Below are 12442 nucleotides of genomic sequence, written 5' to 3'. Positions count from 1 at the left end.
CTCTTCCGTGACCTCGTTAAAATCAATTCCCCCGGCCAGAGAATGGCTTGCAAGCTGCGTGCCGAATGGATCTTTTAGCTCAAGCCCGGATCAAGGGCGTTCAATCCGAATTCGTCGATGCCCTCGGAAAGCTGCGGGTCACCGATCCCGTGGCCCTCAAATCCATCCTCGATGCCCTGCCTGAGAAGCGGGTTTACCGCTTCGTCAGCGGGCCCGTGGTGGTGCGCGCCTTGGGACAGCCGCGCACCGAATTGGTGACGATCGGTGCGCCGCCGCTCAAATGGAAGATGACCGGCAACGGCAGTTTGATCGCGCAAGGTGAGACGCGCGAGCCCGTGATTGCCTGGCCCGCCGGCCTGCCGCTCGGCTATCACCGCCTGACGCTGACCGATGCCGAAGGCGTGACCGAAGAGGTGCCGATGATCGTGGCGCCGGAGCGGGCCTTTGGCGGCGATTTCGACCGCGGCTGGCTGCTTGCCGTGCAGCTCTACAGCGTCCGCTCGGACCGCAATTGGGGCATCGGTGATTTCACCGACCTCGCCGGTCTCGTCCGGCTCGCCAAGCAGTTGGGAGCCGACGGCGTCGGGCTCAATCCCCTGCATGTGCTGTTCGACGACCATCCGGCCGATTGCAGCCCCTATTCGCCGAACAGCCGGCTGTTTCTCAATCCGCTCTATATCGACGTCGAGGCGATCCCGGAATTTTCGCCCGACCTCGTCCCCGACGCGGCCGCGACCGCCGCGCGGCTCCGTCACGGTGATCGTGTGCCCTATTCGGACATGGCGGCCTTGAAATGGCTGGCCTTGCGTGCCGCCTTCGACAGCTTCGTGAAAACCGCGAGCGGCGTCCGCCGCAACCAGTTCGACGCCTTCCGCGCGGCTCGCGCGCCGCTGTTGTCCCGTTTTGCCTGCTTTGAGGTGCTCCGTCATCGCTTCGCGGCGCCGTGGTGGGAATGGCCGATGGAATGGCAGCAGCCGGACGAGACAAAATGCGCCGAGCTGCGCAATGGCCCCGACAAGCACGAGGTCGAGTTCGTCGAATTCGTGCAATGGACCGCCGATAGCCAATTGCATGCCACCAAGGAGCTGGCCGGCCAGCTCGGCATGCGGGTCGGGCTCTATCTCGACGTTGCTGTCGGCGTGCAGTCGAACGGCTTCGATGCCTGGAATGAGCAGGGGGCGATTTCCCGTCATCTCGCGGTCGGCGCGCCGCCGGACGTGCTCAACACCATCGGCCAGGATTGGGGCCTTGCCGGGTTCAACGCCGGCGGCCTGGAGGCGCAGTCGTTCGTGCCGTTCGCCGATATGCTCGCGGCATCGATGCGCCATTCCGGTGCCATCCGTCTCGATCACGTGCTGGGCCTGAAGCGGCTGTATCTGGTGCCGCGCGGCTTCAAGCCCGACAATGGCGCCTATGTGCAGATGCCGTTCGAGGCGCTGCTGGCGACCGTGGCGCGCGAGAGCGCGGCCCATAAGTGCATCGTCATCGGCGAGGACCTCGGCACGGTGCCGGAAGGTTTTCGCGAGACCATGCAGGATTTCGGTATCTGGTCCTACCTCGTCATGATGTTCGAGCGCGACGATGCCGGTCACTTCCGGCCCGTCGATCACTACCGGCCCAACGCGCTGGTGACGCTGAACACCCATGATTTGTCGACCTATGCCGGCTGGCGCTCATTCAGCGATCTCAAGATGAAGCGCTCGCTCGGGCTCGATCCCGGCGAGAACGATCAGGCCCGCTGGGATGCGCTCGGCCTGCTCGACGAGATCCTGCGTGCCAACGGCATCCGTGCCAATGATGTCTATTCGGTGCTCGCCTTCCTGTCGCGCACGCCCTCGCGGCTGCTTGCGGTGTCGCTGGAGGATCTGCTCGGCGTGATCGACCAGCCCAACATTCCCGGCACGATCGACGAGCATCCGAACTGGCGCCAGCGCCTGCCCGTGACGCTCGACAAGATCGCCTCGAAAGTCGATCTCGCGGCTTTGAAGGCCGCGACACGGGAACGCTCGTTGCCCGGCGGGCGTTGATCGCCGGGGTCTCCGGACGTCGTTTTCGAGGCTCGCACGACATTGTCTCAGAAAATCGAGGACTATGCGCTGATCGGCGACTGCGAGACCGCGGCGCTGGTCGGCCGCAACGGCTCGATCGACTGGCTGTGCTGGCCGGCCTTCGATTCCGATGCCTGCTTCGCCGCGCTCCTCGGCACGCACAAGAACGGCCGCTGGCTGATCGCGCCGGGCGAGGACGTCACCGCGACGTCGCGCCGCTATCTCGGCGACACCCTCATCCTCGAAACGCGCTTCGAGACGAAGAGCGGCACCGTTGCGCTGATCGACTTCATGCCGCCGCGCGGCAAGGCCTCCGACATCGTGCGGCTGGTCCGCGGAGTCAGCGGCACGGTCAAGATGCGGATGGAGCTCGTCATCCGCTTCGGCTTCGGAGTCGACATCCCGTGGGTGCGGCGGATCGACCATTCCCTGCTGGCGGTCGCCGGGCAGGACATGACCGTGCTGCGGACGCCGGCGCAGACCCGCGGCGAGGATCTGACCACGGTTTCCGATTTCGAAGTGAAGGCCGGCGAGACCGTGCCGTTCGTGCTGACCTACGGCCCCTCGCATCTCGAGCCACCCCCGCCGATCGACCCGGAGCTCGCGCTTCAGGAGACGGAAAAATTCTGGCAGGACTGGTGCAGCCACTGCAATCGCGATGGCGACTATCGCGACCTGATCGTGCGCTCGCTGATCACACTCAAGGCGCTGACCTTCGGTCCGACCGGCGGCATCGTCGCGGCGCCGACCACCTCGTTGCCGGAGAAGCTTGGCGGCGCCAGGAATTGGGACTACCGCTTCTGCTGGCTGCGCGATGCCACCTTCACGCTGCTGGCGCTGATGAACTCGGGTTACACCGAGGAAGCCTCGGCCTGGCACAATTGGCTGTTGCGTGCGGCGGCAGGCTCACCGTCGAACATGCAGATCATGTACGGCATCTGGGGCCAGCGGCGGCTGCTGGAATGGGAGGCGACCTGGCTCGACGGCTACGAGGGCGCGCAGCCGGTGCGCGTCGGCAATGCCGCGCATGCGCAGCTCCAGCTCGACGTCTACGGCGAACTGATCGACGCCTTCCACCAATCGCGGATGGCCAAGCTCAAGCTCGATGACGAGAGCTGGGCGCTGGAATGCGCCGTGCTCAAGCACCTCGCCGAAGTCTGGGACCAGCCCGATCATGGCATCTGGGAGCGGCGCGGAGAGCCGAAGCACTACGTCTTCTCCAAGGTGATGACCTGGGTCGCCTTCGACCGCGGCATCAAGAGCGCCGAGACCTTCGGCTTCAAGGCGCCCCTGCTGCACTGGCGCACCTTGCGCGACGCCATTCATCGCGACGTCTGCAACAGGGGCTTCGACGTGGAGGAGAATGCCTTCGTGGAGTCCTACGGCTCGAAGCTGCTCGATGCCAGCGTGCTGCTGCTGCCGGCCGTCGGCTTCCTGGAAGCGTCGGATCCGCGCATTCGCGGCACCATCGCGGCGGTCGAAAACCACATGCTGCGCGACGGCTTCGTGCTGCGGCACGATCCCCGCGAGGTGCCTGCGGGGCAACCGCCGCTCGAAGGCGCCTTCCTTGCCTGCAGCCTGTGGCTGGCCGATGCCCATGTGCTGTCGGGCGATCTCGACAAGGCGCAGATATTGTTCGACCGCGTGGTCGGTATCGCCAATGACGTCGGGCTGCTGGCCGAGGAATATGATTCAGGCGCCAAGCGTCAGACCGGCAATTTCCCGCAGGCGCTGACTCACATCGCGCTGGTCAACACCGCGCATAATCTGTCGGCGGCAAGGCAGGGCAGCCAGAAGCCCGCGATGCAGCGGTCGAAGTAGTGACCTAGGCGACCCCGTTCCGCTTCAAGATCATCTCCATCGCCTCCGCAAAACCGTCCTGCTCGTTGGTCGCGGTGACGTGGGTCGCCTGCTCCTTGACGTTGTCGGCCGCATTGCCCATCGCGATCGAGGTGCCGCTGACGCGGAACATCGCGAGGTCGTTCTGCATGTCGCCGATGGTGGCGACCGCGTCGGTTGAAATGCCGAGGCGCTTGGCCATGGCTTGCACGAATGTGCCCTTGTCGAAGCCGGGCGGGGTGATGTCGAGGTAGTAGGTTTGCGAACGCACTGCCATCGCCTCGCTGCCGAGCGCCTTCTGCATCGCCTTCTCGCAACGCTCGAGGCCCGCCGCATCGGCGCTGGCGCCGACGATCTTGCAGGCGCTGGCGAGATACGGCGAGAAATCCGTGACGATGGTCGGATCGGAGCGGATCGTATGCTGCTCGTGAGCGACGTATTGGCCATCAAGCCTGTCGATCAGCCATTTGTCGGTGGTGAACAGCCAGATGTCGGCGCCGAAGTCCCGGAGAATTTGCAAGCTTCGCTCGGCCGCGCCGGCGGGGATGAGATGCTGCTCGACCGGATTCATCTCGGGGTCGACGATCGAGGAGCCGTTGAACGGGCCGACCGGCAGCCAGAGCGCCAGCGGCTCGATCAGGAAGCGCATGCCGATCGCGGGGCGGCTCGACGTAATCGTGAAACCGATGCCGGCCTGGTGCAGACGCTGCACCGCTGACCTCGCGCGGTTGGTCAGCGTCTTGTCCTTGGTCAGCAGCGTACCGTCGACGTCGGAGACGACGAGCGAGATTTTTGTCATGACGGTCCCTTGGGTGTTTCTTGGGTGTTTGGCCTCAGCGTTTCGCGCCGCCCAGTTTCAACTGCCGCACCGCGCCGTCCACGATCGCTTCCACGGATTCGTCGATCGAGACGGTGATCACGTGCTCGCCAGCCTCCGGCGGCTCTAGCGTGTTGAATTGGCTCGTCAGCAGGCCGGGCGGCATGAAGTGCCCCTTGCGTTGCGCGAGGCGGGCGGCGATCAGCTCCTTCGTGCCCCTTAGGAAGACGAAGCGGACGTCGTCGCGTCCGCGCAGCAGCACATCCCGATAAGTATGCTTTAGCGCCGAGCAGGCGATGATCACGTGCTCGCCCTTGTCACAGACCCGCGCGATCTCGTCGGCGATGGCGTTGAGCCAGGGCCAGCGATCCTCGTCGGTGAGGGGATGGCCGGCCCGCATCTTCTCGACATTGCTGGCGGGATGAAAGCTGTCTCCGTCCTCGAATCGCCAGCCGAGGCGCTCGCCCAACGCTTTTGCAACCGTGCTCTTGCCCGAGCCCGACACGCCCATCACGATCAATGCACAAGGTGCTTCAACGCCCGTCACGAATTCCCCCCGGAAGCGCGGCCTGGTCGACCAGCCAGACGGTCTCGCCATTCGAGCGCGCGCGTACGGCCGGCAGAGTCTCGCCATTGAGCAGGCGCGTCAAGATCGGCTGCTTGTCGTGCCCCGCTATCTCGAACAGCATTTCGCGGCAGGACGCCAGCGCAGGCAGGGTGAGCGAGACCCGCGGCACGAAGGGGGCAACATTGGCTTTGGGGACGCCGACCACCCAGCGCTCGGTCTCCTCGATCGCAGGATAGCCCGGGAACAGCGAAGCGGTGTGGCCGTCGGGACCTGCGCCCATCAAGACCATGTCGAACAGCGGCCGCGCCGGATCCAGGCTTTCCGCGCCGTAGAAAGCCTGCAGCTCGCGCGCATAGGGCTCGGCGCTCTGATCGGGGGTGTCAGCCGTCGTCGGGATCGGGTGAACATGGCCGGAGGGCGCGTTGCGATCGAGAAAGGTCGCGCGCGCGACCGCCATGTTGTTGAGGGGATCGCTTTCGGGCACGAAGCGCTCGTCACCGATGAACCAGTGCACGCGCTCCCACGGGATTTTTTCGCGCCAGACCTCGCTGCCCAAAAGCTGGTAGAGCTTCTTCGGGCTGGAGCCGCCGGTCAGGCATATCGCGATGCGCCCGGGATTGGCCGCGATTCGCGCCATCACCCGCTCGGCCGCGGCCCGCGCGAGAGCCTCGGCGTCGGCCTCGACGATCAGCTTCGGCTGTCCCGCAGCCGTCACGAAAACTTCCGCCAGCTTCGGCCGTCGCGGCGGAGCAATTCATCGGCGCAGGCGGGGCCGTCGCTGCCGGCTTGATAGGTCTCGATGCCGTTGCTGCCCGCGTTCTTCCAGGCGTCCAGGAACGGCTGCACCGCCTGCCATCCGGCCTCGATGCCGTCGGCGCGCTGGAACAGGATGTTGTCGCCGATCATGCAGTCGTAGATCAGCGTCTCGTAGCCGGTCGAGGGATCGGCCCGGAAATAGTCGCCATAGCGGAACTTCATCTCGACGCCGTCGATGGTGACGCTCGGCCCCGGGATCTTGGCGTTGAACTGGAGCTCGATGGTCTCGGTCGGCGCGATGCCGATCGTGAGGAAGTTCTGGGAGAGGCGATCGACAGCGGTGCCTGAGAACATCGACAACGGTGCCTGCTTGAACTTGATCGCGACCTCGGTGCGCTTGTGGCCGAGCGCCTTGCCGGTGCGCAAATAGAACGGCACGCCGGCCCAGCGCCAATTGTCGATCATCAGCTTCAGCGCGACATAGGTCTCGGTGGTGCTGCCGGGCTTGACGTCCTCGGTCTTGCGATAGTCCGGGATCTCATCGTCGCCGATGCGCCCCGAGAGATATTGGGCGCGCACCGAGCTCTTCAGCGCTTCATCTTCGCTCGGGCGCTGAATCGAGGTCAGAATCTCGGCCTTCTCGGAGCGCACGGAATGGGCGTCGAAACGCGCCGGCGGCTCCATCGCGACCAGCGACATCAACTGAAACAGATGGTTCGGCACCATGTCGCGCAGCGCGCCGGTGGCGTCGTAAAAGCCGCCGCGATGGCCGACGCCGAGCTTTTCCTCCACCGTGATCTGGATGTGGTCGATATGGTTGCGATTCCAGATCGGCTCGAACATGCCGTTGGCAAAGCGCAGCACCAGGATGTTCTGCACCGTCTCCTTGCCGAGATAGTGATCGATCCGGTAAATCTGGTGCTCGTCCATGATCTTCAGGAGTTCGGTGTTCAGCGCGCGCGCCGACGCAAGATCGGTGCCGAACGGCTTTTCGATCACCAGCCGCCGCCACGCGCCGTTCTCCTTCATCATGCCGGTGCGGCCGAGCTCGCGCGCGGTCGGCGCGAATGCGGCCGGCGGGGTCGCAAGGTAGAACAGCCGGTTGCCACCGGTACCTTCCGAGCATTCCAGCTGATCGAGATGCGCGCGCAGGCGATCGAATGACGGCGGGTCCTTTGCGTCGGCCTCCACGAAGGTGACGCATTGCAGGAGCTGCCGGGCGACGACGTCGTCCACGGGGCGCGTCGCGAACTCGCGCAGGCCTTTCATCAGGCTCACGCGCAATTCGTCGTCCGACTGGCCCTTGCGGGCCACGCCGACGACGCAGAATTTCTCCGGCAGCATTTTCTCGGCCGCCAGATTGTACAGCGAGGGCATCACCAGTCGATGGGTGAGGTCTCCGGTCACGCCAAAGATGACGAAGGCGCAATTTTCCGGCTTGCGCTTTGGCTGCGGGTCTTTTGTCACGAACTATTGGCCTTCGCTTGTTACGTTTTACTTCCGCTTCGAGCTATTTGGGCTTCGAAGCAGCCGACTGCTTCGGCTCCTTGTGGCCGCCGAAGCCGGCTCGCATCGCTGAGAGTATTTTCTCGGCGAAGGTGTGTTCCTTGCGGGAACGGAAACGTGCGAACAGCGCCGCGGTCAGGACTTCGGCCGGCACGGCCTCGTCGATGGCGGCATTCACGGTCCAGCGTCCTTCGCCGGAATCCTCGACGAAACCGGAATACTCCGCCAGCGCAGGGCTATCCGCGAGCGCGGTCGAGGTAAGGTCGAGCAGCCAGGACGGGATCACGCTGCCGCGCCGCCACACTTCGGCGATGTCGGCGAGATCGAAATCGTAACGATGATCCGCCGGCAAGGCCTCGATGTTGGCGTTCTTGAGGATATCAAAACCTTCGGCATAGGCCTGCATCAAGCCGTATTCGATGCCGTTGTGGATCATCTTGACGAAATGTCCGGCGCCAACCGGACCGGCATGGATGTAGCCCTGCTCGATGCGGGGATCGCGCCCCTCACGTCCCTCCGTGCGTGGAATGTCGCCGGTGCCGGGCGCGAGCGCGGCGAAGATCGGATCGAGCCGATCGACCACCTGTTTCTCGCCGCCGATCATCATGCAATAGCCGCGGTCGAGGCCCCAGACGCCGCCGGAGGTGCCGACGTCGACATAGTGGATGCCGCGCTCCTTCAGCGCCTTGCCGCGGCGGACGTCGTCCTGCCAGAACGTGTTACCGCCGTCGATGATCACGTCGCCTTCCTGCATCACGCCCGCGATGGTATCGATCGTGGTCTCGGTGATGTGGCCGGCCGGCAGCATCACCCAGGCCGTGCGCGGCCGCTCCAGTTTCGCAATGAACTCCTCGAGCGTCGCCGAGCCTGTCGCGCCGTCTGCGACAAGGCCCGCGACGGCCTTGGCGTCCTTGTCGTAGACCACGGTCGAATGTCCCTGGCGCATCAGGCGGCGAACGATGTTGCCGCCCATCCGGCCGAGGCCGATCATGCCGAGTTGCATTTGAGAAATTCCCTTAGTTCAGTGCGTCATTGAGCGCCGCATTGAGCGCCGCGAGACCCTTCTTGAGCCCACCCTTCAGGTGGACCCGCAGCGCGCGCCGGCCGCGCTCGGTAAGCACGTCGAAGTCGCCGCGCGCCTGCGCGGCCTTGATGACGCCGAAGCTGGCCTTCTGGCCCGGCACCGGCAAGTCCCTGGCATCGTCGGCGGTGATCTGGAGGAACACGCCGCTGTCGGGCCCGCCCTTGTAGGCCTGCCCGGTGGAGTGCAGGAAACGCGGGCCGAACTCGGCGCAGGTTGCGACATTTCGCTTCTCGCGCACTTCGAGCCGCATGGTCTGGAGTGCGTCGATCGTCGCCTTGTCGCGGGCGATGTAGCCGAGCAGGGCGACATAGTCGCCATGTTTGGAGCGCGACAGATGCGCCTTCAGCCACGAGGTGAGGTCGCCGTTGGCGCCGGCGGCCCGCAGGGCCGCGGCATTGGTCTCGTCGGTGTAGAGATCGGCCTCATTGGTGCTGACAACCGGCCGTTCGGCCGGCAGCGTGCCGGTCTTTTCGAACGAGGCGGTGAGCTCTCGGGTCTTGATCTTGGCCGCTTCCACGTCCGGCTGGTCGAACGGGTTGATGCCAAGGATGCTGCCCGCGACCGCCGTTGCCATCTCGAAGCGGAAGAACTCCTGGCCGAGATGGTCGATCGACTTCATCACGATACGCACGACGGGATGGCCGGCCGCTTCGATCGCAGCAAGCTGCGAGTCATGGGCGGGGTCCGCCTCACCCTCGATACGGATGTCGATGAAGAGCCGGTCATTGCCATAGACCGCGGGCTCGCCCAGCGGCTCGCCGTCGATCGGGATCAGGCCCTTGCCGTCCTTGCCGGTCGATTCCGCGATGAGCTGCTCGGCCCAGGCGCCGAAATCGGCGATCTTCTTCGACGACAGGATCGTCACCTTGTCGCGACCTTCCAGCGCTGCATGGCCCATGGCAAGACCGAGCTGCACGCCGGGGTTTTCACTTGGCGGCACGTCCGGTCCGCAGGAGCGGGCCATCGCAAGCGCGTGCTTGACGAAGGTCTTGATATCGATGCCCGCGGTTGCCGCCGGCACCAGCCCGAACGGCGAGAGCACCGAGTAGCGTCCTCCGATGGAGGGCTCGCCGTGGAAGATGCGCGCGTAGTTCAGCGTCTTCGCCGCCTTCTCCAGCGACGACCCGGGATCGGTGACCGCAATAAAGCGATGGCCGGTCTTGACCTTCGGCCCGACCGCCTGCGCGACGCGCTCGTGGAAATAATCCTTCATCGCATTCGGTTCGGTGGTGCCGCCGGATTTGCTGGAGACGATGAACACAGTGTTGGCGATGTCGATCCTGGCTTCCATCGCCCGCACCTGCGCCGGATCGGTGGAATCCAGCACGTGCAGCTTCGGGAACCCGGGCTTCTTGCCGAAGGTCTCGGCCAGCACCTCCGGCCCGAGGCTTGATCCGCCCATGCCGAGCACGACGGCGTCGGAGAATTTCTGGCCTTTCACACGGCTGGCATAATCCTCATAGTCGGCCACGTCGGCCTTGGCGGCGCTGTCGAGCCAGCCGAGCCATTTATCCTCGTCGGTGCCGGTCCAGACCGACTTGTCGCGCTGCCAAAGCCGGCGGATCTTGGCGGATGCGCGCCATTCCTCGGTGCTCTTGGCCACGGCCTTGCCGAGACCGTCGCCGAGCGAGAGAAGCTGGCGGTCGATCGCGGGCCCGAGCACGGTGGCGCGCTTGTGGGCGACCGCGCCATAGAGCTTGTCGGCGGCGTCGGCAAACTGCTTGACGCCGTCCTTGACGAGCTCCTCGGTGATGGCGTCGAGCGAGACGCCGGAGCGCTCCAGTTCGTCCAGCACGCGCCTGGCGTCGTCGACATTCTCTTCCAGGCTGTCGCGCGGCGTGCCGTGGTCGCGGAACGCATCCAGCGTCGCTGGCGGCACGGTGTTGATGGTGTCGGGACCGATCAATTCCTCGACATAGAGGACGTCGCTGTAATCCTTGTTCTTGGTGCCGGTCGAGGCCCACAGCATGCGCTGCGGTTTGGCGCCCTTGGCCGCGAGCTTCTCCCAGCGCGGCCCCGAGAACAGGCGCTTGTAATCCTGGTAGGCGACCTTCGCATTGGCGATCGCGACCTTGCCCTTCAGCGCGGCGAGCCGTTCCTTCTCGCTCGGATCGTTGGCGCGGGCGATCTTCTCGTCGAGCTGCTTGTCGACCACCGAGTCGATGCGACTGACGAAGAAGCTCGCGACGCTCGCCACGTGGGAGGGGTCGCCGCCACCTGCGACGTATTGCTCCAGACCGGCGAGATAGGCCTCGGCGACTTGCAGATAGACGTCCCTGGAGAACAGCAGCGTGATGTTGATGCTGATTCCGTCGCCGATGAGCTGTTCGATCGCCGGCAGGCCGTCCGGCGTCGCCGGCACCTTCACCATCAGGTTCTTGCGGTTGACGTCCTTCCAGAGCCGCCGTGCCTCGGTGACCGTTTCACCGGTGTCCATCGCCAGATAGGGCGAGACTTCCAGGCTGACATAGCCGTCGCCGCCCTTGAGGCGGTCGTAGACTGGGCGCAGCACGTCGGCGGCGTTCTGGATGTCCTCGACCGCGACGGCCTCGAACAGGTCGGCGACCGACCGATCGCCGCGCTTCAATGCCTTGCCGATCGGCGCGTCGTATTCGTCCGAGCTGCCGATCGCCTTCTCGAAGATCGAGGGGTTGGAGGTGACGCCCTTGACGCCGTCGGTGTCGATCAGCCGCTTCAGGTCGCCTTTGGCGATGAAGCCGCGGGCCAGGAAGTCCAGCCAGACGGCTTGTCCGTGCTTTTCCAGTTCTTTGACGGGATTCATGATGCTAATTTATCTCCAAGCCTGCGGGCGAGGGGTTTCCGCGCCGGTCCTGACGCGCTATCCTCTAGCTTACATGCATCCTTGAGGGAACCAATCAAGGGTATGGGCGTCATATCCTCCGGTGTAACTCCGTCGCGATCATGGCGATCCGCGTAGGGGGCCGAGTTGCGTAAAAGGTCGTTGGCCGTGAGAAATCGGCCTGGCCTCGTTGCGTAACGTCAGCTGCCTCGGCTCGTCGCTAGTGGCTGCGCGGAGTACTCATCAGCGGATTCCGGTCCGCCTGATGCGTCGTGGCTCGGTCGCGAATGGCCATGCTGGGGGAAAGCATGCAAGCACATCATGACCGTCTGGCGCTCGCCGTCACAGACAGTCCCAAATCGGTCACGTCGACCGGAAGCGTCGATGCGTCCCACGATCTCGAAATCGGTCCATGTACGACCCAAACGCGGCTGCTGGTCGTAGCAGGCTTCGCCATGACGCTGCTCAGCGCGACACTCGCGTTGGGCTGGTGGGATGCTTTTGGCGATTACGACACGACGGTCGGCTCTGCTGGCGTGGTGGTGTTCGCCCTGATTACCGGTCGGCTGATCTGGATGCTCCCCGCCGAACGGGGATCGGTGGTGATCGTCACCCCCTATGGCATCCGCGATCTCCGCATCGGCAATGAATTTTTGCTGTGGGACTCGATTGCGGAGATTTCGGCTGAAGAACGCCGCGGGCGCAAGGTGATCGTGCTGACGCCGACGCCGGCCTTGCAGCGGCAGCTCTGCACCATCCGCGGCTTGGCCCGTTGTGCGCAGGACGATCGGCAGAACGACCGCATCGTCATCCAGTCGGAGGGCCTGGCGACCGATTTTGATACACTGCTGCGCGCTTGCCGCGACTGTCACGCCGCCGGCGGTCCACGCACCGCATTGCAGCAGGAAGATGAACGCGGCACCCAAGGCTTCGCCGTACAAGCGTCATAAGATCGCCGTTCCCAGATCGCTATGATGGGGCGCCGGATGAACGCATCCCCGGTAACGCCCGGATGTTGCGAGCG

General features: G+C 64.8%; 9 protein-coding genes. 3 read left to right on the top strand and 6 right to left on the bottom strand.

The genetic code is table 11. The annotated features are described in order from the left end of the window. The first annotated feature begins 65 nt into the window (after positions 1-65). Both malQ and IVA75_RS32590 read left to right on the top strand, forming a co-directional pair. Positions 66-2027, top strand: a complete 1962-nt coding sequence (gene malQ, locus IVA75_RS32595) for a 4-alpha-glucanotransferase (protein WP_247287840.1) — start codon at positions 66-68, stop codon at positions 2025-2027. A 42-nt stretch (positions 2028-2069) separates the two neighbouring features. After that, a complete protein-coding gene (locus IVA75_RS32590; protein ID WP_247287841.1) occupies positions 2070-3869 on the top strand; it encodes a glycoside hydrolase family 15 protein in 1800 nt (599 codons plus the stop codon). A 4-nt stretch (positions 3870-3873) separates the two neighbouring features. On the opposite strand, the gene IVA75_RS32585 is transcribed toward IVA75_RS32590, so the two are convergent. The 6 genes from IVA75_RS32585 to IVA75_RS32560 are packed head-to-tail and all read right to left on the bottom strand — an operon-like array spanning position 3874 to position 11400. Further along, a complete protein-coding gene (locus tag IVA75_RS32585) occupies positions 3874-4686 on the bottom strand; it encodes an HAD family hydrolase (protein ID WP_247287842.1) in 813 nt (270 codons plus the stop codon). Between the two features lie 34 nt (positions 4687-4720). Beyond that, on the bottom strand, positions 4721-5251 hold the full coding sequence (locus IVA75_RS32580) for a gluconokinase (RefSeq protein WP_007595717.1): 531 nt from the start codon (positions 5249-5251) through the stop codon (positions 4721-4723). Beyond that, on the bottom strand, positions 5238-5987 hold the full coding sequence (pgl, locus tag IVA75_RS32575; protein WP_247287843.1) for a 6-phosphogluconolactonase: 750 nt from the start codon (positions 5985-5987) through the stop codon (positions 5238-5240). The genes IVA75_RS32580 and pgl overlap by 14 nt, the downstream gene beginning before the upstream one ends. Continuing rightward, a complete protein-coding gene (zwf, locus tag IVA75_RS32570; RefSeq protein ID WP_247287844.1) occupies positions 5984-7495 on the bottom strand; it encodes a glucose-6-phosphate dehydrogenase in 1512 nt (503 codons plus the stop codon). Before zwf ends, pgl begins: the two co-directional genes overlap by 4 nt. A 43-nt stretch (positions 7496-7538) precedes the next feature. Further along, entirely contained in the window at positions 7539-8537 is a 999-nt protein-coding gene (gene gnd / locus IVA75_RS32565) for a phosphogluconate dehydrogenase (NAD(+)-dependent, decarboxylating) (protein WP_247287846.1), read from the bottom strand. A gap of 13 nt (positions 8538-8550) precedes the next feature. Next, entirely contained in the window at positions 8551-11400 is a 2850-nt protein-coding gene (locus IVA75_RS32560) for a bifunctional transaldolase/phosoglucose isomerase (protein WP_247287848.1), read from the bottom strand. 305 nt (positions 11401-11705) lie between these two features. On the opposite strand from IVA75_RS32560, the gene IVA75_RS32555 reads away from it, so the two are divergent. After that, positions 11706-12368, top strand: a complete 663-nt coding sequence (locus IVA75_RS32555) for a hypothetical protein (RefSeq protein ID WP_247287850.1) — start codon at positions 11706-11708, stop codon at positions 12366-12368. Positions 12369-12442: the final 74 nt, after the last annotated feature.

The organism is Bradyrhizobium sp. 134, from assembly GCF_023074155.1.
GTDB lineage: Bacteria > Pseudomonadota > Alphaproteobacteria > Rhizobiales > Xanthobacteraceae > Bradyrhizobium.
The sequence above is the reverse complement of the archived record's forward strand: the minus strand, read 5'-3'. Positions and strand labels throughout refer to the sequence as shown.

Excerpts from the sequence above, each read along its gene's own strand:
- malQ (WP_247287840.1), top strand. The coding sequence starts at position 66 with ATGGATCTTTTAGCTCAAGCCCGGATCAAGGGCGTTCAATCCGAATTC.
- IVA75_RS32585 (WP_247287842.1), bottom strand. The coding sequence starts at position 4,686 with ATGACAAAAATCTCGCTCGTCGTCTCCGACGTCGACGGTACGCTGCTG.
- gnd (WP_247287846.1), bottom strand. The coding sequence starts at position 8,537 with ATGCAACTCGGCATGATCGGCCTCGGCCGGATGGGCGGCAACATCGTT.
- IVA75_RS32560 (WP_247287848.1), bottom strand. The coding sequence starts at position 11,400 with ATGAATCCCGTCAAAGAACTGGAAAAGCACGGACAAGCCGTCTGGCTG.
- IVA75_RS32555 (WP_247287850.1), top strand. The coding sequence starts at position 11,706 with ATGGCCATGCTGGGGGAAAGCATGCAAGCACATCATGACCGTCTGGCG.